We start from the raw sequence: 21,826 nt of genomic DNA on the forward strand, positions 1-21,826 counted from the left end.
TGTAGCGGAGCCGTAATGAGCCAACATCTTTCACTACCTAAAGATAAAATTCGTTTCTTGTTGTTAGAGGGCGTTCATCAAAACGCAATCGACACGTTAAATGCTGCCGGATATACCAATATCGACTACCGTAAAACTGCGCTTGAGGGTGAAGCGTTGAAAGAAGCGGTTAAAGATGCACACTTCATTGGTATTCGTTCCCGTACACAATTAACTGAAGAAGTCTTTGCAGCTGCGAATAAATTGATCGCAGTGGGTTGTTTCTGTATCGGAACCAACCAAGTGAATTTAAATGCAGCCATGATTCGTGGTATTCCTGTATTTAACGCACCATACTCAAATACTCGTTCAGTTGCTGAATTGGTTCTTGCAGAATCAATTCTTTTACTTCGTGGCGTGCCTGCTAAATCTGCTTCAACTCACCGTGGTGGTTGGAACAAGTCTGCGGTAGGTTCATTTGAAACGCGTGGTAAAACTTTAGGTATCGTGGGTTATGGCTCTATTGGCTCTCAACTTTCAGTTTTAGCTGAAAGCATGGGTATGCACGTCATTTATTATGATGCTGTGACTAAGCTTCCTATGGGTAATGCACGTCAAGTAGGTTCTTTAGACGAACTACTTGCAAATGCAGATGTTGTTACACTGCATGTACCCGATGTTCCTTCAACACGTAACTTCTTTGCAAAAGCTCAATTTGCAAAAATGAAAGAAGGTTCAATCTTCATCAATGCTGCACGTGGTACATGTGTTGTTATTGAAGATTTGGCAGATGCGATTAAATCTGGTCATATTGCTGGTGCAGCTGTTGACGTATTCCCGAAAGAACCTAAAGCCAATGGTGAAGAATTTGTTTCTCCACTTCGTGGCCTAGACAATGTGATTTTAACACCTCACGTTGGTGGTTCAACCATGGAAGCGCAAGCCAACATCGGTTTAGAAGTTGCTGAAAAATTTGTTGCTTATTCGGATAAAGGCATGACTTTATCTGCAGTAAACTTCCCTGAAATCGCACTTCCATTGACTGAAGGTAAACACCGTTTACTACACATTCATAAAAACGTGCCAGGCGTGTTATCAAAAATTAACAACCTGTTCGCTGAGCATGGCATCAACATTTCTGGTCAGTCATTAATGACTAAAGGTGATGTCGGTTACTTGGTAATGGATGTAGATGCAACTGCATCTCAAGAAGCGCTTGATACCCTTCATGAAGTTGAAGGTACAATCCGCGTTCGCATATTGTTCTAAGAAGATTTAAGCTAAAAAAACCACAGGTATTTGCCTGTGGTTTTTTTATGGGATTTATAAATCTGTCACTTCTTTCCGATAGCATCTTTTTAAGTTAAATTATTTGATTAATAAACTATTTGGCATCTTCTCTCACCCTACTCTACAAAGACAGTGTACTATCTAAAGCGCAATAAGCTTTGCAAATTACATGAGCATTTCATCTAAATTGTTTTATATAAAAAGCCTGTTGCGGAGATTTTCCTCCAAGCCCTTACTCTAAATTTCAGAAACAATGCCAAATTTAAAAAATGCACCACACCTGCAAGCTTTAGTTCTATTGTTCATTGCCATGATCAGTATGCAAAGCAGTGGCGCATTAGCAAAAACATTATTTGATCAATTTCCAGTCCTTACCATTTCCGCTATGCGGTTATTGCTCGGCTCATTGATTTTGGCCGTGATTTTTAAAATTTGGCAGGTCAATTTTAAACAGGTGAAATGGTCATCCATCATCAGTTATGGTATTGCCCTTGCAGGAATGAATGCTTTATTTTACTTATCGATTCATCGTATTCCACTCGGCATTGCCGTAGCGTTTGAATTTATTGGACCGCTCAGTGTGGCCCTGTTTCATGCACGGCAAAAATTCGATTTTATTTGGGTTGGGCTTGCAGTACTTGGACTGGTTTTACTGTTTCCATTTGATCAGGCAAAGCAAAGCCTCGACCCTATTGGCATTGCCTTTGCCTTAGCTGCTGGTGCTTGCTGGGCGCTGTATATTATTGCAGGTCAACGACCTTCAGGGGTTTCTGGAAACCATACTGTATGCTTGGGGATGTTTGTAGGCATGTTGTGCTTAATGCCAATTGCCTTATTTTCTGGGATGCCGCTACAGGTTTTTGAACCTTCAAATTTAATTTATTTTATTGCGTTGGCGATCTTGGCAAGTGCCTTGCCGTTTTCATTGGAAATGATTGCATTAAGAAATTTATCTGCTTTAAGTTTTGGCACACTAATGAGTCTTGAGCCTGCAATTGCCGCATTCTCAGGGTTTATTTTCTTAAATGAACAATTATTATGGACCCAATGGTTGGCCTTAGCCACCATCATTAGTGCATCAATTGGCTGCACCGTAACCACACAAAAAGCACGGCATAAAGGATAAAACCACCTCGAAAGGTGGTTTCAATTCACTCATCTAAAACCTACCAATCAGGTGCATCCATAATTAGTTTTATCATGCTATTCGGATCTGGCTCTAGTTCAAGACCAATTCGTTCAACCAAGTCACCATTACTGTCTTCTATATTTGCATAAATACTTAAATAAGTAATAGGGCCTTTTCCAGCTGAATCAAAACCTGAATATTTACTTGGTAATTGAATCTGCGTTGGTTTTCCATAGATTGCATTATAAGTTAAGGTCTCCTCTGTACCATCTATGCTATATACCATGATTTCTATATTGCACGACTTTCCAATTAATTCAGGAACAACTTCCCAATTGCCATTAGGTTCTACAGTGGTTCCATTTAAAGGATCCTCAATCATACTGGTACAGACAATCGGGAAACTCAAACCTTGATTACTCGCATAAACAACTTCACGATCCGTCAAGATAATATCAACATTACCTGTTAAACCTGAGGTTTGCTGGCCTTTAAAACGTACCCATTGATTATTTTCAAAAATGACATTGGTTTGCGCAGACCAATCCAACTGTCCGTCTGGATCTTTAATACCTGTGAGTAAACGACCGCCATCTTGTGATATTGAAAAATCCAACTGGCCATTTATTTTTCCAAAACATGCCACGGATATCCCATTGGGTAGTGCACATTTTACAAAATGATCTGTGGTTGATTTTCCAAGATCAATAATCACATTACCTGATGTTGTCGATGTTTTTTCACCCAGCATTGTGCCTGTTAGATCTTTTGCAGTCCAATAAATTGAACCACTCGAAGGCATATTGACCACCGTCAATCCTTCTTTAGGAATACTGTTGGATTTGGTTAAAGATGAACCGTCATTTAAGCTGATTCTTGCAGTCACATTGCATGGAATCCCCTCACCATTGGATTGACACTGCACAAAGACTGAACCTGCATTTACAAATTTCAAATCCCAGTTCCATGTTGAAAAATGCTTCACTGTTGCATGTACAGCAAGGCCTGTAGATGATTGGTTTGACGTCGTCACCTGCCCAATACCCTCTTCAATCCATAAGCCACTCGCTTCATCAAAATACCACATTGGAATTTGTGTACCTATTTTCATCTGTTGATTATTGATACTCTTTATCGGCAGGTTCATTTGAAGGTCTGCTGTCTTACCAACTGCAAGTTGTAATTCCTGACCACCTGCATCTTTAAATGTGGCTGTAATCATTCCCGCACTGATCAGATCCACGATATTGCCATGCGCATCGCGTGCTACACCATTGGCAGGCATTGCATTTAAATCACGATTGGTAATATCCCATGGAGTAAATTCAACAGTCACTGCGCCTGTGGCTAGGCTGCCATCTGCTTTTACAAAAGCATTGGCGGGGATGCTAATGCGTGCACCCAAATTTAAGGATTGAATCACTTGAGCGTCAGAGATCTCTGACACAGGAACAATTTGTTTAATGGCCAATAAATTTGCTGAGATTGCTTTTAAATTGGCAACATCATAAACAATTGACTGCGTGATAAAGCCTTCTTTTTCAAATTTAGCCACCACTTTTTGTGTGTTTTGAGGAAGCATCAGCTTCAACGTCGCATGACCATTTTGATCTGTTTTAACACTTTGCCCTTGTATTGTAATATTTGTATTTGGAATCGAAGCGCCATCAACCGTTTGAGCTGAAACTAAAACCTCTCGGTTATCGTTGTTGCTCCCTGCTTTACTTCTATTTTCTGTGTAGTTGAGTCAGTCCGACCTGCTAGGTCTGTTATCGTCAGGCTCACGGTATATTGACCAACTTTGGTATAAGTATGTTCAACTGTAGCGCCTTTTCCGCTTGAACCATCTCCAAAGTTCCAAGCATAGCTAGCAATTGCACTGGCTTCTTTTGCTTGATCAACCGTACTCTTGGTTGCATCAAATTTTACAACTTCACCGATACTTGGCGCTGTTGGACTATATTCAAATTTGGCTGTAAGACCCTGTTCAAATTTTGTTGAAGAGTTACAAGCCAACAAAAGTAAGCTTAGCCATGCAAAAAGAAACCATTTTATATAATTTTTCGATCTCATCATTCTGATCACCTTATTGTTATTTAATTCGTGATATCCATCACGATATTTTATTTTACTGTTTATTAATTATTAATAATAGCTATTTTATTTTAAAAATATTTCAATATCTTTCTCAATCAAACATCGTTGATACTTGCTGTATCAAAGCAAGTGATGACAAAAAAATTGATTTAATCTCGATAAATGAAAAAATGACTTTGATTAGAAATAAATATTTTTCTTTACAATTCAAAATCTTATACTCATGTATTTAATAGTTAATGCTTTTATATGTATGTATTTTTTAATTAAAGACTTATTTTTTCCACTACACAGATAAAATTTAAGTAATAGCCATATAAAATTCACTGCAATGAATAGCCTGAACTCTTAAAAATATTTAAACAATAATAAGCAAAATTATGACTTCAGGACAAACACTTGTTTTTCTATCGGGCGGTGATGATCTATTTCAACAAGGCTTAACTCACTTCCAAAACAAGCGCCCGTATCTAGAAAATAGCAATTATGCTTCTTGGTGACAAAATCAACCACGGTATGACCTAGAAAAACCTGCTCCACACCGACAACTGTTGAATAACGCATAAAGCGTTTATTTTTAATTCGTCCTCTGCCCCATAACGCCAATTCGCGACTTTTAGATCGTGTCGCAACTTTAAACGCATCCCAATCATTTAGATCTATATCGGCATGAACAAAGCCATACTTCTTATTTTGATAAATGACTTCTAACAATATCGGTAAAGTGTTTAATTGATCGATAACTTGTTGCTGCTGATCTGGACTTAATGCATAAAACCATTTTCCACCATGATGCGCATGCATATCTTTCATCATCGGATCGATCTGCGACAATAAACACATTTCTTCATGATTGCCTAAAACAGCTTTAAACCAAGGCTCTGCAAGCAGATGCAAACATTTCAAACTGTCAGGGCCACGATCAACAAGATCCCCTACAGCAATCAATAGATCCTTTTCAAAATTAAATTGAACACGTTCAAGCTGTTGCATCAACAGATCATAACAACCATGTATATCGCCTACCACAAACAAGCGACCTGTCTCATGGGTATAGGTCGCTACATGCGCGAGCTTGTGTTGCGATAATTCAGACATAGACTGATCTTTGATTAAAAGTCAATTGAAGCTGCTTCAATATGCTGGTTGTCTTTGGCTAAATCCAAATATTTACTGGCAGTTTTTTTATTTTTACGCACCCCGATCCCATCTTTATAAATTTTAAATAATTCAAAATAAGAGTCGATATCACCATGATCGGCAGCTTGTTTAAACAAATCTGCACTTTGGGTTAAATCAGCCTCTACACACTTACCTTCCTGATACATTTGTGCCAATAAGAAGAAGGCACGTGGAACTTTCAACTCTTTGGCTTTGTTTAGCCAAAATAATGCCCCATCTGCATTGTTTTGACGTTGCTCAAAAATCGACATACACAGCATGGCCTGAACATGGCCTTTCTCTGCGGCTGAATTTAGTAATGGAAGGTGATGTTCATGTTCTAAAGGCAATAACATCGACAATTCAAACTGGGCATCTGGATGGTTTTGCATTGCAGCACGTTCTAACCAAGAAATACCCTGATCAAGATTTTTCTCAGTTCCCATACCATAGCGTAAGCACTGTGCTAAAGAGTATTGAGCTGGAACATTACCTGAAACAGCAGCATGCGATAATAAATCAAAAGCGAGTGCTGCATATTCTTTTTGCTTTTGCTCAGTTTTGGCATTTTCCGAATTTTTTAACAGTGTCACTGCAGCTAAATAAGCAGATTCGATATGTCCATTTTTTGCAGCTTTAAGTAAAAACTCTTGTACAACTGTCACATCCGCTTTAGCACTTTGTTGCTCAATAAGTGCGCGAACGTAGCAGCCAAATGGATCATTATGTTCTTGCGCGATATCGGCATATTTTAAAGCAGCATCAAGATTGTTCTGTTTTAAATAACTAAACGCCAATAAAGCACAGGAAAAATGGTCTTTTTCAGCGATTTTTAACAATTCATTTTGTACTTTGATCGAATCAAACCCTGAAAACTCTACAAAAAACTTCAGGCTGTTTTGATGCTGATTTTTTAAATAATTATTTAAAAATAATAAGTACGCTGACTGTGGATCCTGTGATAATTGTTGTTGTGCATAAACAAAAATTGCTTCTGGATGATTCAATTGAACTGCTTGTTGCAAATGCATTAAGGCTTGTGCTTTTGTCAATTGATCGGTTGCATTGTTCAAGCCAAGATAAGCAAGTTCTAAATGAGCCAGTGCATGATTAAGCTTTGCTGCATGTTGAAAAAAAAGAATAGCTGACTGCACACTTTGATTTACATAACGGCCTAAAACATGCCACTGCCCTAACAGAGTACTTGCAGGTGCAAAATTCTGATTAGAGGCATTAACCAACAAATCAACACGCGCTTGAGCGTCTTGCTCATTTTGAGCAAGACCTTGTTGTTCTAATTCAAGTACATCGATATACCAAGCTTCTGCTTGCTCTGTTGCATTTAAGCCTAAATTTTCAGTTTTATTGGTATTTCCTGACATCTTTTATTCCTAACACATGTGCCATTGCAAGTATAATCATTCCCATCTTACAGAGGACTCGGCTGAATCTCAAAGGGAAATGTTGAATCAATATTCATCTATTCGCGAAATACTCAAATAAATCCGAGAAAGTGTTAAAATCTGTGCAATATTTTTCCTCACCTTAGATATGCCAAATTCTCAACTCACTGCTGTGCTCTTCATGGTTTTATCTATGGTGGCTTATCAGATCAGTGCCTCATTTGCTAAACAGTTATTTGAGGTTTTAGATCCGATTACCGTCGTGACCTTAAGATTATGTTTTGCGTCTATTTTAATTATTTTAATGTTCCGTTCATGGAAAATTATCAAGCGTTTACCTTACCTAAGATGGAATGAGCTACTTTATTATAGTGGTTCAGTCTGTTTGATGAATGTGCTGTTCTATGCCTCTTTAGGCAAATTGCCTCAAGGTATTGCTGTTGGATTAGAATTTTTAGGGCCTCTGACTTTGGCACTGCTCTCGATTAAACAAAAAACTGACTATATTTGGGTATTTCTTGCCATCATTGGCATTGCTTTGATGGTGCCTTGGCAAGATGCGACCGCACATAACTTTTCCTATCTTGGTGCTGCCTTTGCTTTAGGTGCGGGTGTCTGTTGGGCAAGTTATATTTATTTTGGGCAAAAAGTTGTACGACAAAATATTGGTATGCATGCACTAAGTATTGCAATCGTCTTGTCTGCCTTGGTTATGCTGCCAATCAGTGCTGTACATAACCCAGATGCCTTGCTACAAACACAGTACTGGGGCAAAGCTTTGCTGATTGCACTTTTAGCAACAGCGATTCCGTATGCCTTAGATCTGCTTGCTTTAAAACAATTAAGCAAAATGAGCTATGGTACTTTATCGAGTCTATCCCCTGCACTTGCCGCAATTTCAGGTATGGTTTTACTGAATGAACATATTACTGCTTGGCAAACCGTTGCTTTAATCTGCATTATGATTGCATCGGTAGGGGTAACATTTAGAGCGGCGAAAAGCTCAAATGCTCACTAAAACATTCTCAATACTGACCCACTGCCAGTCATATAGAATCCCGACCATATTTACGCGATCTTAAGGAAGAGAAGATCAGTGTAAATATATGATGGATGAGAAGCATCTCATTAATTTAAAAAAAATTGTAAATATCGTTCAGCGAGCTGCTCATCATTCTCTGGGTACTTTATAGCTTCAATTTTATTTAGTTGCCTTTGTAGACAAGTCAACGAAATACAAGCCAACAGACTTAGCCAACCAAGCGGATAAGGTCTTTTGCTTTATACTTTTTATATTCCGATAAATATTTCTTTGCTAAGATTAATTTTTGATTTTCATCTAAAATCTTTAGCGCTTTTTGAAAAAAAGAATGCTCTTCTTGATGAATATGATGCGCGATGATTTCAGATAATCGTTTCGCTAAAACCAGCCAGCGAGAGTGGCTAAAATCTGTTTGTTCTAGCGATTGTAATATTTCATCCATCTCATGATGTTCAGCCAGTGCCAAACGGGTAATATTTAAACCTGAATCCGTCATCATTAACGGAATATAAAAATAGCGATCTTCTGCAACAGCATGGGCAAATAATTCATTTTTCAATAAATTAAAAATTTTCCTTCGTTCAGGACTATCGCCTGAGGTATGTGTTAATTGTTCTGACAAATCCTTCTGAATGATATGACTTTCTCTCAAAGCCTCAAATATATTCATCTAAATCCCTCTTTTTATAATCCTATTTGATATTTACCTTCCATTGCTTCGGTTTGTGATTTTTCGATCAAGAAACCAACAATCTTAGAAGACAAATCAAAAAAAAGCCTTACAAAATTTAAGCTTTTTTGTATCAAAAAAAATTAACCAGAGAATCTAGCAAATTACGCGACAAACATTTGATAGGCCAAGCGACAAATCAAAATGCTGACCAAAATCAAAAATAGAATACGAATAAAACCACTGCCATATTTCAGTGCCATTTTCACACCAACCAATGAACCACACACATTGGCAACAGCCATCAGCAGGCCCAATTGAAATAACACATGTCCAGTGGGAATAAAGAAACTCAGTGCGGCAAAGTTGGTCATGAAATTGCCAATTTTGGAAAGCGCCGATGCGTGCAAAAAGTCAACTTTCAGATAACGAATAAAATAGAAGATGAAAAAACTACCTGTACCTGGGCCAAATATCCCATCATAAAAGCCGATCAATAAACCACCCACACCCGCGATCAATAACATTTTACGCGTGATTTCTTGTTGAAAATGGACTTGTCCAAATTGCTTCTTAAAAAATGTATAGATTGCGATCACAATCAGCATAAATAATACAAATGGCCGCAAAATTTCTTGGGGGATCAGTGAGACACAAGCAGCACCACCAAATGAGCTAATAAATGCAGTGATTCCAATCACTGCCAACAGCTTCCACTGAATTTTGACTTGTTTTAAATATGAAAAAGCAGCCGAAGCTGTTCCACAAATCGAAGCCAGTTTATTGGTTCCAAAAACTGTGGCGGTAGGATAATGCGGTAAAGCACCCATCAATGCAGGAATTTGAATCAACCCACCACCTCCAACAGCGGCATCAATTGCCCCTGCACAAAAGGCAAAGAACACTAAACTGAGGATGATATCAAATTCCATAACATTCACTTATCTTTTAAATGCGTCTATTAAAAAGGCGCTGAGAGACTTAACCTTGCTTTGGCTTAATCAGGCTTAGATTTAAACTGAGTTATTTTCTAACAATGAAACGAAATTAAAGGTTTAGCACGCGTTTAGGCACTAAACGCTTTTTATCGGTAATTTCAGCCAAGCCTAAACATTTATCACCATCAAAAACCAAGACTTCAGCTTCGGCAACATGCTCAATATTACTTTCCATACCACGGCTAAAATATTCCGCACGTCCTTCAGGTACCTGAACTTTAGGAAAATGATCAATTGGTGCATAGACAGGCAGCAACAAGGCTTCACGCGCTTGTTCAGTCAAGCTTTCCAAATGCTCAATGGTATATTCCGGAATCAAATCAAAATGACCAGTTTGAGTTCGATTTAAATACGTTAAATGCCCGTAAGTTCCCAATGCTTTGGCAATGTCTTCACCCAAAACACGAATATACGTTCCTTTAGAACAAGTAATATCCAAGGTCAGGCTGTGCTGATTAAACGCAATTAGCTCAATGGCAAAAATATGAATTGGCCGTGCATCACGTTCAATCTCAATTCCTTGACGCGCCAACTCATATAAAGGACGGCCTTGTTTTTTTAAGGCTGAATACATTGGCGGAACTTGTTGAATATCTCCGGTAAATTGCGCTAAAACCTGTTGAATACTGTCTTGGTTTAATTCAGGCACAGCCTTTTCAAGTAGAACTTCACCTTCAACATCACCTGTGGTCGTGCTATGCCCGAGCTGAACAGTCGTTTGGTAACGCTTGGTCGAATCTAACAGATAGTGTGAAAATTTAGTCGCTTCACCTAAACAGATTGGTAAAAGTCCAGATGCCAAAGGATCAAGTGCCCCTGTATGCCCTGCTTTTTGAGCGCGATACAACCACCGCACTTTTTGTAGCGCCGCATTTGAACTTATGCCTAAAGGCTTATTCAATAAAAAAACACCACTGATATGGCGACGCGGTATTTTCTGAGCTTTTGAAGACATATTGGTCTGGATACGGAGAATAATGCGCTATTTTAACAAAAACCATTCGTCTATTTTTACAAATTTTCTGTTTGAAATTTCGAATTCTGTGGCAAATTATTTTTTCAATAAAAAATCTAAAAATAGTAGGAATATTAGATGGATCTATCTAAAAAAATGATTGGGATCATCATTGGTAGTCTCTTGATCATTCTTATAGCCGTGATTTTTTGGCTAAAACCTAATACAGAATCGACTGAAACACCACCAGCTTCTGAAAAAGCACTCGAACAACAGATGGGACAATTGGCCTCAACTCAGCTCCCAGCATCTCAAGCACTGGGCTTTGCCAGCAAAAGCCAACAAGACACGCAAATTAACTGCCAAATCCGTGCTGATGCCTCCAATCGCTTAATTGTCAATGAACAAACCAAAGACTGTTTTGAATACTTCATCACTCAATATGGTGAAAAAAGCATTGAGCAAATCAAAGCAGATTTTCTCAGCTATACCAAAATCAGCTATAAAGAGCCTGTGCTATCACAGTTAAATGATCTCTGGGCACGCTATATCGATTACAGAAGCAAATTAGGTGATTTACAAGCACCTACCGCAGATAAAGAAAGCGCAAAGTATTATCAGCAGATTTTAGTCAATACTCAAAACTTAAGAAAAAAATTCTTCTCGGATTATGAAATTCAAGGCTTATTTGGCACACAAGATACCTATGACCGATATACGGTAGACCGCTTAGAAATTATGGATAATCAAAAATTATCTGCGGCTGAAAAAGCACAAAAACTCAAAGAGCTTTTCGAGCAACTCCCCGAAGACTGGAAAGAGAATTTACAACAACTTAATCAACTTGAAGACTTAAGAAAGCTGACAGCAGAGATCAAGGCGCGTGGTGGTTCTGCACAAGAGATCCGTCAAATGCGCACCAATTTAGTGGGACCAGAAGCGACACAACGCTTAGAAACGCTTGATGTACAAAGAAATGATTGGAAAGGCAAAGTTAATCAATACCTTGCTGAGCGTGACAATATTCTCAAAAGTAATCTGAGTGATTCAGCCAAACAAAGTGCTGTAGAACAATTAAAATCACAACAATTTGCAAATCAACAAGAGCAACTCAGATTACAGACTTTTGAAACTGTGCATGATCAAGGAGGAAAATTACCCTTTGCAAATTAGCCATTAAATACATAGCCCATCGCTATAATGATGAAAAAAGCGAAAATAAAAAATATTTAGATTATGCATTTATAGCGCGTTTTATGGCTTGAGTTTGCAAGCCAGACTCAAGGATCTCTGTACATTTATGACTCAGGGATATCTTCAAGTCTGCTGATACAAAGTGGAAAATAATATTTACAACACCCTATAAGGAGGAACAACACAAACTAAAAAAACTTGCTCGGGATTGACACGATTTTAATGCAACTTGCACCTTTGGTTTAGAGCAATAACGATAATGATGGTATGCCAATCGCTTGAGATCATAAGGGTTGTAAGTAAATTTTAGCTTGCAACATAGACTTCATGTCAATCAACAATTCACTTAAAAACAACAAGAGTATTTTAATATGAAATTTAAAATCAATATTTTCGCCCTGAGTTTAATCATTGGATTAAGTTCGATGGCTGCATCTGCATCTGGCTTACAAACTGTAAATCCACGTTATGTCAGTTCAAACTATGCAAAAACCAAATATCCAATTGTATTTAATCATGGGATGTTCGGTTTCACACGTCTGGGGACTTCCTCCTTTGGCATAGATTATTTCTACCAGATCCTCCCTGATTTAGCTCGTAATGGTGCAAAAGTTTATGCGACACAAGTCTCCCCATTGGAGTCGACACAGCTTCGTGGTGAACAACTCTTACAGCAAGTCGATGAAGTCATCGCACTGACTGGCTCACCCAAAGTCAATCTGATTGGGCATAGTCATGGTGGCCCAACGATTCGCTATATTGAAATCGTTGCACCCACAAAAGTTGCTTCTTTAACTTCTGTTGCAGGGGCAATTAAAGGTTCTAAGATCGCGGATGATATTTTAAGTAATCGAGGTGCAAATACACTTCTGACTATTTTTAGTCAACATATCTTAGCACCAGTGATCACGCTTCTCGAAGGTAATCCATCCCTCCCCCTCAACCTAAATAATTCTTTACAAAGTGTGAGTGAAAAAGGGGCTGCTGAATTTAATGCAAAATATCCAAGTGCTGCGATTCCCAAAGACTGTGGCAATGGTCAAAAACTAACAGCCAATGGTGTTTATCATTATTCTTGGACAGGTAGAGCTCAATTCACCAACATTTTTGATGTTATGGATGGGGTCATTTCTACACTCGCGCCTTTGTCTTATAAAAATCTAGACAATGACGGCATGATGAATCGTTGCAATACCCATTATGGACAAGTGATTCGAGATAATTATCGTCAAACGCACATGGATGAAATCAATCATGTTTTAGGTCTACGTGGAATATTTTTTGCACCAAACCCACTTGCTCAATATCGTCAGCATGCCAATCGTCTGAAATTACAAGGCTTGTAAATATTGCCGATGAGAGGCGATAAAATGTACTGTTCATTCAGTATATTTTATAGTTGAATAGTAAATGATTCTGGATTCAAATTTTATATTGAACATCGTATTGAATTTCGAATTCCAGAATCTGATTTGATATAAGATTTAAAAAAACAAAGAAGTTTAAAGTTTGCGTTCCTGCAAACGTGATCAGAATCGAGGCTTTACACTCAATAAATTTAAAATTGAGGTATGTAAATCGCCCAATAATAAAATAGATGGAGTTTTAACATGAAATATGGACGTATTATCGCGAGTCTACTACTGGCGAGTACATTATCAACCACATATGCATCTAATAATGCGCAAAAAGTGACTGTCAGTAAAGTGAACTCGGACTATGCAAAAACCAAATATCCTGTGGTATTTGTGCACGGTATGGCTGGGTTTATTCGTGCTGGCGATGTTTTAGGATTAGACTACTGGTATCAAATTTTACCAGATTTGGCTCGCAACGGCGCCAATACATGGGCTACACGAGTATCACCCTTTAATTCTACTGAAGTCCGTGGTGAGCAATTGGCTCAGCAAGTCGAAGAGATTCTGGCAATTACCGGTAGTCAAAAAATCAATCTGATCGGACATTCGCATGGTGGTCCAACCAGCCGCTATGTCGCAGGCATCATGCCTACCCAAGTTGCATCTGTAACTGCTGTTGGTTCACCACAAAAAGGCAGCCCTGTTGCAAACGTTATCTTAAGTATAGAAGGCACGCCGCTTCAAGGCCCATTGGTGAGTGTGGTCAATTTATTTTCAAAAGCAATCGTCTGGGCGCAAGGTCTTAACCCGAAAGAACTTCCTCATGATGCGTTAGCAGGTGGGAAAAGCCTCACCATTGAAGGTTCTGCACTATTTAACAGTAAATTCCCGATGGGTGTCGGTACCACAGCTTGTGGTGAAGGGGCTTATCAAGAAAAAGGAATTCAATTCTATTCATTTACGGGCAATACAGCCGTCACAAATCTTTTAGACTTGGATTCTGCTCTACTTGGCACAAGTTTATTAATTAATGCTGGTCGTGATAATGATGGTTTAGTTCCACGGTGTAGTGCTAAATTTGGCAAAACGATCCGTGATGATTATCGTTGGAATCACTTAGATGAGGTCAATCAAATTTTAGGATTGCGTGCAATTTTTTCACCAGATCCAGTACAAGTCTATCGCGAACATACCAATCGCCTAAAACTACAAGGACTTTAACCTTTAACTGTAGCAAGAAACAAAAAATGCGCCAAATGGCGCATTTTTTAGCTGTAAAGCAAAGTTAAAATTAACCTTGTTTACGCGCTGGTAATTTCTCACGAATACGAGCAGCTTTACCAGACAATTCACGTAGGTAATAAAGCTTAGCACGACGAACGTCACCACGACGTTTCACTTCGATTTTAGCAACGATTGGAGAGTGAGTTTGGAATACACGCTCAACACCAACACCGCTAGAAATTTTACGTACTGTGAACGCAGAGTTCAAGCCACGGTTTTTCTTCGCAATAACTACGCCTTCAAAAGCCTGAAGACGCTCACGATCACCTTCTTTTACTTTTACTTGAACGATAACTGTGTCACCAGGAGCAAAAGTTGGGAGGTCAGTTTTTAACTGTTGGTTTTCAATTGCTTGAACTAAAGGATGTTTACCACTCATTGTGGGAATCTCCGTTTTGCGGGACAGAAGAGGTCTGCACAACCGCTGGGGATAGAGGCTAAATCGCGTATCAACCCGTTTATCTTTCCCTTTATTGCTGATGTTATCCAGATCAATAAAGAGCCTAATATAAGTACTTAATCATAAGTATTTTCTCGAAGCCGACTTCTTATGGAACTCACATTCCGCAGGACAACAATAATGACTTGTTGTATTCCTGATAAGAAGTACAGCTTCTGACGTGCGTTGAAACAAACATGATCAATGCTTGCCTACCCTCGCTCATCTTTTAGCCATTTTTTTTGCTGCTTGGTCAACTCAACTTTTTCCACCAACTCCGGTCGGCGTTCTAAAGTGCGTTGATAGCGTTGCAAAAACCGCCATTTTTCAATATTGGCATGGTGCCCTGACTTAAGTACTTCAGGAACATCCAAACCTTCAAAATGATCTGGCTTGGTATATTGTGGGCAATCTAAAAGACCATCCACAAACGAGTCTTGCACTGCTGATTGTTCATCTGACATGGTATTCGGCAAACGTCGAATAATACTGTCCAATAAAACCATCGCAGGGAGCTCACCACCTGATAATACGTAATCTCCTATTGACCATTCCTGATCAACATATTTTTGGATCAAACGCTCATCAACCCCCTCATAACGTCCACACAGCACAATTAATCCGTCATATTCAACAAATTGTTGTACTGCTGGTTCATTTAAGGTCTGCCCTTGTGGTGACATATACACCACAGGAACCTGAACTGCACCTGCTTGCTTTGCAAGCTCTTTGGCGTGGTCGATTGCTTTTGCCAAAGGCTCAGCCATCATCACCATACCCGGGCCACCACCAAATGGACGTTCATCCACTCGTTTGTAGTTACCCTCAGCAAATTCTCGCGGATTGATACAATGAACTTGTACAATGTCACGCTTTGCCGCTCGCCCGCTAATTCCGTACGCTGTAATCGCTTCAAACATTTCAGGAAAAAGCGTAATGACTGCAAAAAACATCGCAGACTCCTCTATTTTCCTGCTGCGCCAATCCTTATCGGATTAGAAATCTACGCCCCAATTGACATAGATACGACCAGCTTCGAGATCAACGCGTTGTACCACATCTTTATGCCATGGAATCATTCGCTCTTCGCCATCGATGCTATCTGCTGTTGCACGAACAACCATGACATCATTGGCGCCTGTTTCAAACAATTCGTGGATTTGACCAAGATTTACTTCCTGTTCTTCTTCATTCAGACCTAATACGATTAGACCTTTTAAATCAGACCAGTAATACTCGTCCACACCTGCTTGAGGCAGTTGCGATTTTGAAATCCAAACATTCGCGCCAACTAAGCTGTCTGCTGCAGTGCGATCACTCACACTTTTCAACGAAACAACCAAGCCTTTACCATGTGGTTTCCAACGTTTTACGTCTACAATTTGCCAACCTGCTTTGGTCTCAATGTACCAAGGGAGGTAGTCAAATATGTTGCTCATAGGTTCTGTATTGGAATAGACCCAGAGCCACCCATTTAATCCATATGCTGAACGTAGCTGTCCAATCTGAATACGATCTTCGGGCACATTCTGTGCTGGTGTCATGGGCTTACTGCCTAATTAAAGATTTAATTATGCAGTAGCTGCAGCTTTCTTAGCTTGAGCAGCTAAAGAAGCAACACGTTCAGACGGTTGAGCGCCTTGAGCAACCCAGTGAGCAAAACGATCAGCATCTAAACGAAGTTTTTCTGCTTTACCTTGAGCTGTAGGGTTAAAGAAACCAATACGTTCGATGAAACGACCGTCACGCGCATTGCGGCTATCAGTTACGATTACTTGATAGAACGGACGTTTTTTAGCACCACCGCGTGCTAGACGAATTACAACCATGATAGAACCTTATAGTTTTTACGGATTATCCTTGTACCGACCATCGATACATTTCAAACCCCTTTCATAGAGGGCAATATTTTACGTTATCTTTGTCATGAAAGAAAGATCAAATTTTATTTATCCACAATTTTGAATTTAATTTTTATTTACCGTCCCAATTTGTGGTTGCTGACGGGGTGCATGGCGTGCCGCTATTCTTATCTGAACCTTTAGTCCAGCATCTTTCTCCACGAAAATTTAGCACTATATGACCATCTTCATATTGTTGGCCTGATGCCTTTGGAGTCGCGACAAGGAGCCACGTATTTATATTCGCCCCTGTAGTAGAGAGGCTATTTGTTCCAGCAATGTCTGTTAATTTTAGATCATAAAGCGCGGGACCACTTGTTGGGTATACCGTATTTCCAAAGATTCTAGTGTTTGTTAGTTCAAGACCAGAAAAATTATTATTCGCCATTTTATAATTTACTAAATTTCGAGAAATTTGAATCATCATTGTTTGCATATCTGTACGCTTAGTTTTTCTTACATACTGCTGATAAGATGGATATGCTATTGCAGCTAAGATTGCAATAATTGCGACAACAATCATGAGTTCAATCAACGTAAATCCCTTCCGAATCATCACCAACTCTCCATCCCTGTGGCTGTAGTGCCACATGAGATATAATCAACATTTGCTTTTGTCTTGTTTTTACACCGTGTACCTGTACTTGTTAACAAATATGTATAATTTTTACCTGAACTCGACACGGCTTGAATTGCATAATTACGGCCTAAAGCAGAATCATGCATAAGATTCAAATTCGAAGCATTTAAATCTCTAATGGTAATCGTATATTTTACGTTTGATCCAGTTGCTCCTTTAGGTAAGATAACACTCAGCATAGGGTCATCATTCCGACAACGATTATTACCATTCGTACTAACTGTTTGCCCATAAATATACTTAGGATCAAAACATCTATAAGTAAAGTTTCTAGCCCTATGCTTTTCCATTTGTTCTGCTATTTTTTGAATTTCTTGTTCAGCTGCAGATGCATCGGCACGCCGTGCATATTCTTGATATGAAGGAATTGCAATCAGAGTAAAAATAGTGACTATCATTACCACGACCATCAATTCAATCAACGTGAACCCGTGCTGACTTTTATTTTTAGAACTTACATAATTGTAAGTTCTATCTAGCACAGATGGTTTGACAAAATATTTTATTTGAGCCATTTATCGTACCATCTTGTTGGGTTAATAATTTGCTGACAAGACCATTTTCCAGTCCCTTTTTCATTACCTGCTAATGTTTTATCAGGACAAGCACTATTCGCTGTAGAGCTTGTAATTGGTGCCATTGCTAAACCTCGAATACCAGTACCTATAACATTATCATTACACTCTGCTACACCTGGAGGACAATCTTTTGTCTTTGTTTGGAATCCAGTCTTAGATTCTGATCCACTATCAATTGTGCCATCTGTTTTTAAACATACACCATATGGTAAACAGAACACTTGACGGTCAGTCTCACCGACCACACGAGGTTTACATGGGTCTTGCCCAGAAATACCCGTACCCTGAGGATCATAAACAGGAATAATTAAATTGCCTGTAATAGCAAATGCTTCCTCATATGCTTTCATTCCTCCAGCAACACGAAAAGCTGTTCCACCTCGTTCTGTACCATTACTCATGCTTGATAATGAACGGTACCATCCCTGCTTTAGATTACCTGCACTAAAGAAGACGTTTGCAATCTTTCCAGTAAGTAACTGGGGGTTCTTTTGCAACAAATCTAAGGTTAAGCTACTAGTTTTAACGACATACGTAGATTTCATTAAATTTGGCTCAATAAAATCTCTATCGATTAAACCATATACATTATTTACAGGACGACCTGATAATGCAGTCGTTGGTAATAATTTTTCTCTTCCAACTGTTGGAACAACATCAAGTGGAGTGCTTCGATTCCCAGATGCTAAACCAACAAGCAGAAAGGTATTTGCACCTTCATCATGAATTGTTAAAGTCGGTGCTTCATAAAATCTTGGTGCTTTACTTCCCGTATAATCCCAAGATTTATTATTAGTCGCATCATTGCTTGCTAGATTGGCAATACGACTAACCCTCACACCAAAACTACTATAAGTTGATCCCGATTTCGTTTGGTAATTATCTAAATCAGCACGGAAAACTTGTCCACCTAAATCACCAAAATATAGATTATCTACCAACCCATCGCCATCACGATCAATCGCACTTATGCGGCTAACAATGCTATGCTTTAAATATTTTTTATCTGCATCAGCTGTAGATGCCCCATAAGTTGCAGACCAGATTAATGAACCATTATCTGCATCAACCATATATACTGCATTACCCTGAGCTTGAGCTTTGTTATTGCATGTTGTATCAGGAAAATCTGTGTTAGACACTGTTTTACCTAATTCAAATTGTGGGTTTTCATAGCATTGGTCATAGCCCCCTCCCACAATCATGACTCGTTTATTCACACCATTAAATCTTACATTTGCAAGTACTGGCTTAGACCAAGACTGACCTATACGTTCAAATCCTGAAACATCTGCACCAAGTCTAAACTTCAAATTAGGTGAGGATGGATTTAAAACATCTAGAGCATAGTAACTACTCCCACCCATGCGCATACCGCCATAAATATTCATAGACAATGCTTTGACTGTACTGGAATCTGAACCTGTACCTCGTTGAGTTTTATAGGTTGAATCTGATATCCAAGCGCCATCTGTTCCAGATACTGGAGCATCTGTATCTGTCTGCCCTTTAATTAAAGCTTTTGAACCTAGGCTACTTCTCAAAAGTTCAGCAGGAACAAATACCATTTGCTCTGCACCAGTCGAACTATCAACAATATGTAAACCACCATCCATCGTGCCATATAGAACAGATTGACTTCGAGTAGAGGTTAAATTACCTTTTTCATCTAATGTTCCTGAATATGTCAATTGCACAGGAAGTGAATGAATACTTCCTCCCATTGCTAAAAATGGCGCATTTGACGTTTGCAATGAGGTCGGCAATGCTGTAGCAGTTTCATCATACGGCACACTAAAACCAAGATAGTTTAATAGCTTTATCTTGGTTAAAAGTGGAAAATCTTTTAAAGTTGTTTGATTCTTAAACTGACCTAATACATATGCAGAAATTCCACTTGTAGGCAAATTTCCCCCAGGAACTTTTATAAGACTTGTGTTATTACCTGTATTTGTAAGATTAGCTCCTCCTATCGCTTTAACGTCTGTGAATAAGTTACGTAAAGCATTTGGATTTGCAGCATATGCATATTGAGGTGGATCAGCAGCAAGATTTTCTGTTTGTCCGAGTATCGGCATAGGAACTTTTGAATAAGCGCCACCGAGTCGAATGACACCACCATCATTATATACCTTACCATTGTATACCGTTGAATTGTTCCACAAATCACGTGTTCCAGTATTAAACCCACCCTGACTATCATAAACAAGTTGTGATCCAGCTGCAGCGAATGCACCTGCATTACTACCAGTCTGAATAACTTGATATTTTTTTAAATTTCCAACCCAAATTAAATCTGTAGCCTGAGGATTAGGCTCAAGTCCTCGCAAATAACCATAGGGTTGTAATCCAGAGGGATTTAAATTATCAACAGGGACGGATATCGCACCTGTAGTTAAGGGTTCAAGTGGAGCTTTACCAAGATTATTAATAAAGGCAACAACACTATCCGTCACCCCTTGAGCTGACTGAGTGGCAAAAAAGCCTCCATTGCCATAGCCTGGTGATACGACTGAATAAGTACCATTCCCAGGAGAACAGGCATCATCACCGGTACGATCTGCTTGAGTACGTGAACTCAGTTTACATGCTTGCTGAACATGCGTTTGTGATAAACGATTGAAATCACTACCAAACCCAACAAATGCAGTTTGAATAGAAACCTGAGCAGGATTTGTGGTTTTATCAAATAGTCGCTTTGCAAACTCCCCCATGCAGTGCCAAGAGGCAGATGAGCCAGTATCTAACCCCCCACTAGATGGGCAAGAAAAGTTCGTGCCATTATCATCTAAAACTGCAGACATAATAGATGTTGCTTCAGATGGACTTGAACCATTTGCCTCACCATCTGACAGAATATAAACGCCCTGTCCATCACAACTTACTCGCTCATTAACTGGAGGTAGAGGGGAAATATATTGATTTCCATTTTTTGTGCTACTTGCTGAGCTATTAAAACCACTCAATGAGAGAAATACTTCATCCCCTGAGTAACATGTACCTGAATAACTTCGCCCTTGGTCATCAATATATTTCGTACAGCTTTGTGCACTAAGACCTGTTATATTTCGGGCAGATGTAGATGTTGCTCCCCAACTTGTGCAAGATGTCTTTGCAGTATTCCATGATAGACAACTTGCCCAATACGCTGAATTACTTCCACCATACCTAAAATGTATTTCGGCATTATTGAGCTTTATAACAGGACTTGTTCCCATTAAATATGCAGCAGCTTCTGCAAATGCGTGTGCTGTCGGTGTATTTCCTGAAGCAGATAAACCAGCAACAGCTTTCTTCAATGCCTGACGCTGACTCGAATTTACTGTACCTAAAGCATTCGCCTCAACCAAAATTCTTGCTGTTTTACCATCACCATTAACAGAATAATGCCCTAAACCAACACGAACATCAGTTAAAATGGGATTATTACTGTCTAAAAAAGTGTTCATACCATTTTTTAGACGCGTTAACCTCGACCCTGATTGCCCAGAATCACCACCGCTCATACTTCCAGAAGTGTCCAACATCATCACAATGGTTTTCTTACCTGCTGTGGGAGTTGCATAAATCTGTAAATCACTTGCTTGCACTACCGAAGATGCGATTAACGTTGTCCCCACAAATCCAGCAGCAAATGAGATACCACGACTCAACTGGGTATACTTCAATTTAGGAATGAACCAATTTTTCTGTTTTTTCATTTTCATT

20 protein-coding genes are annotated in these 21,826 nt (G+C 39.1%); 6 read left to right on the forward strand and 14 right to left on the reverse strand.

Features of this window, described 5'->3' with window-relative positions:
* Window positions 1–15: 15 nt before the first annotated feature.
* Window positions 16–1,248: a phosphoglycerate dehydrogenase gene (gene serA, locus FY049_RS12615; RefSeq protein WP_224964633.1), complete on the forward strand. Its 1,233-nt coding sequence runs from the start codon at window positions 16–18 to the stop codon at window positions 1,246–1,248.
* Window positions 1,249–1,522: 274 nt separating this feature from the next.
* Window positions 1,523–2,395 carry an EamA family transporter gene (locus FY049_RS12620; protein WP_004818674.1) on the forward strand — a complete coding sequence of 291 codons (873 nt, stop codon included), beginning with the start codon at window positions 1,523–1,525 and terminating at the stop codon, window positions 2,393–2,395.
* A 40-nt stretch (window positions 2,396–2,435) separates the two neighbouring features.
* On the opposite strand, the gene FY049_RS12625 is transcribed toward FY049_RS12620, so the two are convergent.
* The 4 genes from FY049_RS12625 to FY049_RS12640 all read right to left on the reverse strand — a co-directional run bounded on the left by FY049_RS12625 (window position 2,436) and on the right by FY049_RS12640 (window position 7,038).
* Window positions 2,436–3,980, reverse strand: a complete 1,545-nt coding sequence (locus FY049_RS12625) for a PKD domain-containing protein (RefSeq protein ID WP_446083789.1) — start codon at window positions 3,978–3,980, stop codon at window positions 2,436–2,438.
* A 104-nt stretch (window positions 3,981–4,084) separates the two neighbouring features.
* On the reverse strand, window positions 4,085–4,474 hold the full coding sequence (locus FY049_RS12630; RefSeq protein ID WP_446083790.1) for a PKD domain-containing protein: 390 nt from the start codon (window positions 4,472–4,474) through the stop codon (window positions 4,085–4,087).
* Between the two features lie 399 nt (window positions 4,475–4,873).
* Window positions 4,874–5,593 (reverse strand): metallophosphoesterase, encoded by a 720-nt coding sequence (locus FY049_RS12635; protein ID WP_004718259.1) that lies wholly within the window; start codon window positions 5,591–5,593, stop codon window positions 4,874–4,876.
* Window positions 5,594–5,607: 14 nt separating this feature from the next.
* Window positions 5,608–7,038 carry a tetratricopeptide repeat protein gene (locus FY049_RS12640; protein ID WP_224964630.1) on the reverse strand — a complete coding sequence of 477 codons (1,431 nt, stop codon included), beginning with the start codon at window positions 7,036–7,038 and terminating at the stop codon, window positions 5,608–5,610.
* 169 nt (window positions 7,039–7,207) lie between these two features.
* Between FY049_RS12640 and FY049_RS12645 the strand changes: the two genes are divergently transcribed.
* The gene (locus FY049_RS12645; RefSeq protein ID WP_056516700.1) at window positions 7,208–8,077 is read left to right on the forward strand and encodes an EamA family transporter; all 870 of its coding nucleotides are present in this window, start codon (window positions 7,208–7,210) and stop codon (window positions 8,075–8,077) included.
* Window positions 8,078–8,309: 232 nt separating this feature from the next.
* On the opposite strand, the gene FY049_RS12650 is transcribed toward FY049_RS12645, so the two are convergent.
* From FY049_RS12650 to truB, 3 genes are all read right to left on the reverse strand, one after another.
* Window positions 8,310–8,771, reverse strand: coding sequence for a hemerythrin domain-containing protein (locus FY049_RS12650; RefSeq protein ID WP_056516695.1), 462 nt, complete (start codon window positions 8,769–8,771; stop codon window positions 8,310–8,312).
* 164 nt (window positions 8,772–8,935) lie between these two features.
* Window positions 8,936–9,703 carry a sulfite exporter TauE/SafE family protein gene (locus FY049_RS12655; protein ID WP_004718268.1) on the reverse strand — a complete coding sequence of 256 codons (768 nt, stop codon included), beginning with the start codon at window positions 9,701–9,703 and terminating at the stop codon, window positions 8,936–8,938.
* 115 nt (window positions 9,704–9,818) lie between these two features.
* Window positions 9,819–10,724 (reverse strand): tRNA pseudouridine(55) synthase TruB, encoded by a 906-nt coding sequence (gene truB / locus FY049_RS12660; RefSeq protein WP_224964629.1) that lies wholly within the window; start codon window positions 10,722–10,724, stop codon window positions 9,819–9,821.
* A gap of 138 nt (window positions 10,725–10,862) precedes the next feature.
* Here truB and FY049_RS12665 point away from each other — a divergent pair, with 138 nt between their 5' ends.
* From FY049_RS12665 to FY049_RS12675, 3 genes are all read left to right on the forward strand, one after another.
* Window positions 10,863–11,897 carry a lipase secretion chaperone gene (locus FY049_RS12665; protein ID WP_056516691.1) on the forward strand — a complete coding sequence of 345 codons (1,035 nt, stop codon included), beginning with the start codon at window positions 10,863–10,865 and terminating at the stop codon, window positions 11,895–11,897.
* Window positions 11,898–12,289: 392 nt separating this feature from the next.
* Complete coding sequence (locus FY049_RS12670) at window positions 12,290–13,264, forward strand: esterase/lipase family protein (RefSeq protein WP_224964627.1); 975 nt, start codon at window positions 12,290–12,292, stop codon at window positions 13,262–13,264.
* A gap of 264 nt (window positions 13,265–13,528) precedes the next feature.
* Window positions 13,529–14,497: a lipase family alpha/beta hydrolase gene (locus FY049_RS12675; protein WP_056516686.1), complete on the forward strand. Its 969-nt coding sequence runs from the start codon at window positions 13,529–13,531 to the stop codon at window positions 14,495–14,497.
* A 70-nt stretch (window positions 14,498–14,567) separates the two neighbouring features.
* Here the strand turns inward: FY049_RS12675 and rplS are convergent, their stop codons facing one another.
* The 7 genes from rplS to FY049_RS12710 all read right to left on the reverse strand — a co-directional run bounded on the left by rplS (window position 14,568) and on the right by FY049_RS12710 (window position 21,825).
* Window positions 14,568–14,939 (reverse strand): 50S ribosomal protein L19, encoded by a 372-nt coding sequence (rplS, locus tag FY049_RS12680; protein WP_004718278.1) that lies wholly within the window; start codon window positions 14,937–14,939, stop codon window positions 14,568–14,570.
* 272 nt (window positions 14,940–15,211) lie between these two features.
* On the reverse strand, window positions 15,212–15,952 hold the full coding sequence (gene trmD / locus FY049_RS12685) for a tRNA (guanosine(37)-N1)-methyltransferase TrmD (RefSeq protein ID WP_056516682.1): 741 nt from the start codon (window positions 15,950–15,952) through the stop codon (window positions 15,212–15,214).
* Between the two features lie 42 nt (window positions 15,953–15,994).
* Window positions 15,995–16,543 (reverse strand): ribosome maturation factor RimM, encoded by a 549-nt coding sequence (gene rimM / locus FY049_RS12690; RefSeq protein WP_004718282.1) that lies wholly within the window; start codon window positions 16,541–16,543, stop codon window positions 15,995–15,997.
* A 27-nt stretch (window positions 16,544–16,570) separates the two neighbouring features.
* Window positions 16,571–16,828, reverse strand: coding sequence for a 30S ribosomal protein S16 (rpsP, locus tag FY049_RS12695; protein ID WP_004718284.1), 258 nt, complete (start codon window positions 16,826–16,828; stop codon window positions 16,571–16,573).
* A 145-nt stretch (window positions 16,829–16,973) separates the two neighbouring features.
* Window positions 16,974–17,492, reverse strand: coding sequence for a type IV pilin protein (locus FY049_RS12700; protein ID WP_446083791.1), 519 nt, complete (start codon window positions 17,490–17,492; stop codon window positions 16,974–16,976).
* Entirely contained in the window at window positions 17,456–18,055 is a 600-nt protein-coding gene (locus FY049_RS12705; RefSeq protein WP_446083792.1) for a type IV pilin protein, read from the reverse strand. The genes FY049_RS12700 and FY049_RS12705 overlap by 37 nt, the downstream gene beginning before the upstream one ends.
* Window positions 18,043–21,825 carry a VWA domain-containing protein gene (locus FY049_RS12710; RefSeq protein WP_446083793.1) on the reverse strand — a complete coding sequence of 1,261 codons (3,783 nt, stop codon included), beginning with the start codon at window positions 21,823–21,825 and terminating at the stop codon, window positions 18,043–18,045. The genes FY049_RS12705 and FY049_RS12710 overlap by 13 nt, the downstream gene beginning before the upstream one ends.
* Window position 21,826: the final 1 nt, after the last annotated feature.

It is taken from the genome of Acinetobacter sp. 1125_18A (genome assembly GCF_052824985.1).

Excerpts from the sequence above, each read along its gene's own strand:
- FY049_RS12700 (WP_446083791.1), bottom strand. The coding sequence starts at position 17,492 with ATGTGGCACTACAGCCACAGGGATGGAGAGTTGGTGATGATTCGGAAG.
- FY049_RS12655 (WP_004718268.1), bottom strand. The coding sequence starts at position 9,703 with ATGGAATTTGATATCATCCTCAGTTTAGTGTTCTTTGCCTTTTGTGCA.
- FY049_RS12630 (WP_446083790.1), bottom strand. The coding sequence starts at position 4,474 with ATGATGAGATCGAAAAATTATATAAAATGGTTTCTTTTTGCATGGCTA.
- FY049_RS12705 (WP_446083792.1), bottom strand. The coding sequence starts at position 18,055 with ATGGCTCAAATAAAATATTTTGTCAAACCATCTGTGCTAGATAGAACT.
- FY049_RS12650 (WP_056516695.1), bottom strand. The coding sequence starts at position 8,771 with ATGAATATATTTGAGGCTTTGAGAGAAAGTCATATCATTCAGAAGGAT.
- FY049_RS12675 (WP_056516686.1), top strand. The coding sequence starts at position 13,529 with ATGAAATATGGACGTATTATCGCGAGTCTACTACTGGCGAGTACATTA.
- rimM (WP_004718282.1), bottom strand. The coding sequence starts at position 16,543 with ATGACACCAGCACAGAATGTGCCCGAAGATCGTATTCAGATTGGACAG.
- truB (WP_224964629.1), bottom strand. The coding sequence starts at position 10,724 with ATGTCTTCAAAAGCTCAGAAAATACCGCGTCGCCATATCAGTGGTGTT.
- rpsP (WP_004718284.1), bottom strand. The coding sequence starts at position 16,828 with ATGGTTGTAATTCGTCTAGCACGCGGTGGTGCTAAAAAACGTCCGTTC.
- FY049_RS12645 (WP_056516700.1), top strand. The coding sequence starts at position 7,208 with ATGCCAAATTCTCAACTCACTGCTGTGCTCTTCATGGTTTTATCTATG.
- FY049_RS12670 (WP_224964627.1), top strand. The coding sequence starts at position 12,290 with ATGAAATTTAAAATCAATATTTTCGCCCTGAGTTTAATCATTGGATTA.
- FY049_RS12665 (WP_056516691.1), top strand. The coding sequence starts at position 10,863 with ATGGATCTATCTAAAAAAATGATTGGGATCATCATTGGTAGTCTCTTG.
- FY049_RS12640 (WP_224964630.1), bottom strand. The coding sequence starts at position 7,038 with ATGTCAGGAAATACCAATAAAACTGAAAATTTAGGCTTAAATGCAACA.
- trmD (WP_056516682.1), bottom strand. The coding sequence starts at position 15,952 with ATGTTTTTTGCAGTCATTACGCTTTTTCCTGAAATGTTTGAAGCGATT.
- serA (WP_224964633.1), top strand. The coding sequence starts at position 16 with ATGAGCCAACATCTTTCACTACCTAAAGATAAAATTCGTTTCTTGTTG.
- FY049_RS12620 (WP_004818674.1), top strand. The coding sequence starts at position 1,523 with ATGCCAAATTTAAAAAATGCACCACACCTGCAAGCTTTAGTTCTATTG.
- FY049_RS12635 (WP_004718259.1), bottom strand. The coding sequence starts at position 5,593 with ATGTCTGAATTATCGCAACACAAGCTCGCGCATGTAGCGACCTATACC.
- FY049_RS12710 (WP_446083793.1), bottom strand. The coding sequence starts at position 21,825 with ATGAAAATGAAAAAACAGAAAAATTGGTTCATTCCTAAATTGAAGTAT.
- FY049_RS12625 (WP_446083789.1), bottom strand. The coding sequence starts at position 3,980 with ATGCTTCCTCAAAACACACAAAAAGTGGTGGCTAAATTTGAAAAAGAA.
- rplS (WP_004718278.1), bottom strand. The coding sequence starts at position 14,939 with ATGAGTGGTAAACATCCTTTAGTTCAAGCAATTGAAAACCAACAGTTA.